Source organism: Archangium sp., from assembly GCF_036388035.1.
GTDB lineage: Bacteria > Myxococcota > Myxococcia > Myxococcales > Myxococcaceae > Archangium.
Genome location: NZ_DASVSO010000838.1, coordinates 1 through 2,641, shown reverse-complemented (window position 1 = coordinate 2,641; position 2,641 = coordinate 1). Strand labels below are relative to the sequence as shown.

2 protein-coding genes and 1 pseudogene are annotated in these 2,641 nt (G+C 71.5%); all 3 read right to left on the bottom strand.

Going from position 1 to position 2,641, the window contains the following annotated elements:
- Nucleotides 1-81: 81 nt before the first annotated feature.
- Nucleotides 82-966: an alpha/beta hydrolase gene (locus tag VF697_RS34610; protein ID WP_331101784.1), complete on the bottom strand. Its 885-nt coding sequence runs from the start codon at nt 964-966 to the stop codon at nt 82-84.
- Between the two features lie 100 nt (nt 967-1,066).
- Nucleotides 1,067-1,519, bottom strand: coding sequence for a putative toxin-antitoxin system toxin component, PIN family (locus tag VF697_RS34605; protein WP_331101782.1), 453 nt, complete (start codon nt 1,517-1,519; stop codon nt 1,067-1,069).
- Nucleotides 1,520-1,530: 11 nt separating this feature from the next.
- Nucleotides 1,531-2,641 (bottom strand): annotated as a pseudogene (locus VF697_RS34600) (WD40 repeat domain-containing protein); the annotation flags it as partial.

Genomic DNA, 2,641 nt, shown 5'->3' with positions numbered 1-2,641 from the left:
GCTCGCGGTACGAGCGGGGCGCCGACAGCCAGCACCCCCTGGACCTGCCGCGGCGCACGCCGGTGGGGTAGGGGAGCCGCCTCAGCCCCGGTGCTGGCCGAGCCACTCCACGAGCAGCCGGTTCACCTCGGCCGGCTTCTCCTGGTGCAGGAAATGCCCGGCGCCCTGGAGGCGCTCGAGGCGCAGGCCCTTGGGGAAGTCCTCCGCCCGCGTGAAGTCGAACAGGCGCGTGTCGAGACAACCATCCCGCGCGCCGGTGAGCGCGAGCGTGGGCACCGGGATGGGGGACTGGAGCAGCTTGTGGGCCCGCCACGTGGTGGGGGACCACAGCGCGTAGGTCGCCCGGTAGTAGCCGAGCGCCGCCTCCACCACGCCCGGCTGCCGGAAGGTGCGCTTGAGCGCGGCCATCTCCTCCTCGGGCCAGCGCCAGCCCGGGGACCAGTCGCGCCAGAGCTTCTCGAGGAACTGGAAGTCCTCCCACCGCACCATGGCGTCCGACAGCCGGCGGAGCAGGAAGAAGAAGCTGTACCAGGAGTTGCGCACCTGGCCGGGCGTCCCCCGGTAGGCCGCGAGCGGGTCGCGCATGTGCGGCACCGCCAGCGTGGAGAGCGAGTGGAAGCGCTCGGGCGCCATCCCCGCGACGATGTAGCCGATCACCGCGCCCCAGTCGTGGCCGACGAGGTGCGCCTTGCTCACGCCGAGGTCCTCCATCCACCCCAGCACGTCCTCCGCGAGGTGGACGAGGTGGTAGTCGCCATCCTTCGGCTGGGACGAGGGCTCGTAGCCGCGCAGCGTCGGGACGATGACGCGGTAGCCGGCCTCGGCCAGCGCGGGCATCTGCTCGCGGAAGGAGCGGGCGTGGTCGGGGAAGCCGTGCAGGCAGAGGACGAGCTCCGGCCCTTCTCCCATCTCCATCGCCGAGAACTTCAACCCATTGGCGCGAAGGGTCCTGCCCTTCAATTCCATGCGTGCCGCGTTCGCTTCCTCGCGACGCTCTGCCTTGCGAGACGTCTCCATGTGTTCCCCCCGGGGGTGGATGCGTTACGCGGCACGTCATGCCCTACCGTCAACCCGTCTTGCAAGGCCTCAGCCGCTCCACGGCCCGGCGCGCGCTGAGGATCTCGAAGGGCAGGCCGTGCCAGTCGGCCATGGAGAGCACGCGCTTGTCCTTGCTCACCAGCCACGAGGCACCGACGCGGGCCGCGAGGACGAGGAACTTCTGATCGTCCCGGTCGCGGCAGCGGGGCAGGTGGGGCTGCGGCGTGTCCAGCTCCCTGGGCACCATGCGCACGAGGTTGCGATAGCGGGAGGAGATGTCCCGCCGGGCCGCCTCGTCCAGATTGAAGGTGGGGTAGGCGAGGACCAACTCCAGCTCCGTCAGGGTGTCCTCGTCCGCCCACGCGGTGACCTCGCCCGAAGCGAGGGCGTCGGCCAGGGGGTTGACGGCGGGATCCTGGAAGATCCACAGGTCCAGGACCACGTTGGTGTCGAGGACCACGGGCAGCGAGGGGGGCGGCATGCGCGCGGACTCTACCGCCAAACGACGTTTGTCGCCGGCTCACTTCCCGTCACGCCCTTCATCCAGGCGCGCAGCGCGTCCGGCTCCGAGGGCAGCTCGTCCGGCCAGAGCCGGAGGCTGCCGTCCTGCCCGGTGGAGACGAGGGCGCGGCCCTCCGGCAGGAAGAGCACCGCTCCCACCTGCCCGGTGTGGCCTCGCAGCACCCGGCTCTGGCCGCTCGCCAGGTCCCACAGCCGCACCGTCTTGTCGACGCTCGTCGAGGCCAGCCGCGTCCCGTCGGGCGAGAAGGCGATGTCCAACACGAAGCCCTGGTGGCCGAAGGGCGGCTCCCGGCGTTGGCCCGTCCGCCCGTCCCAGAGCAGCACGCGGTTGTCCTTGTCATTGCGGCTGGCCACGAGCCTTCCGTCCGGGCTGAAGAGGACCTCCAGGACGCCACCGCCGCTCGCGTCCTGGCGCTGGCTCTGGCCCGTCTCCAGCTCCCAGAAACGAAGGGTGTGGTCCATGGAGCCGGTGACGAGGCGCTTGCCGTCCGGTGAGAAGGCCAGGGTGCGGACCTCGCCCTCGTGGCCTCGGAGGACGTGGAAGTCTCCCGTGCCCACGTCCCATACCCGCGCCGTCCCATCCGAGCCCGCGGAGGCGAGGCGTCCCCCCTCCGGCGAGAAGGCGAGCTGGAACACGCGCTTGCCGTGGGTGCCGAGCACCCGGGACGCTCCGGAGGCCAGCTCCCACAGGCGCACCTCGCCGCCCTCGTCCGCCGTGGCGAGCCACCGTCCATCTCCGGAGAAGGCGAGCGTGGAGAGGGCGCTGGAGGCTCCCTCGAGAACCCGGGTCGCGCGCCCGGTGGTGGCATCCCGCAGGTGGAGCTTCCCGTTGGGCCCGCTGGCGACCAGCCATCGGCCATCCGGGGAGAAGCCCACCTGGCCCTTCTCGAATCCGGCCTCTTCCAAGAGGGGGGTGGTGGTCGCGCTCACGTCGAGGAGGTGGAGCGTCCCATTCGCAGACAGGGTGGCCAGCCGCCGGCCATCGGGGGAGCGCACCAGGGCGCGCCGGGTCCCATGGGTCGAGGTCGAGAGGAGCTGGTGGTTCTCCGCGCGCACGGAGAACAGGCGCACCTCGCCATCG

Bases quoted from the DNA above. Each gene is read 5' to 3' on its own strand.
- VF697_RS34610 (WP_331101784.1), bottom strand. From the start codon at position 966: ATGGAATTGAAGGGCAGGACCCTTCGCGCCAATGGGTTGAAGTTCTCG.
- VF697_RS34605 (WP_331101782.1), bottom strand. From the start codon at position 1,519: ATGCCGCCCCCCTCGCTGCCCGTGGTCCTCGACACCAACGTGGTCCTG.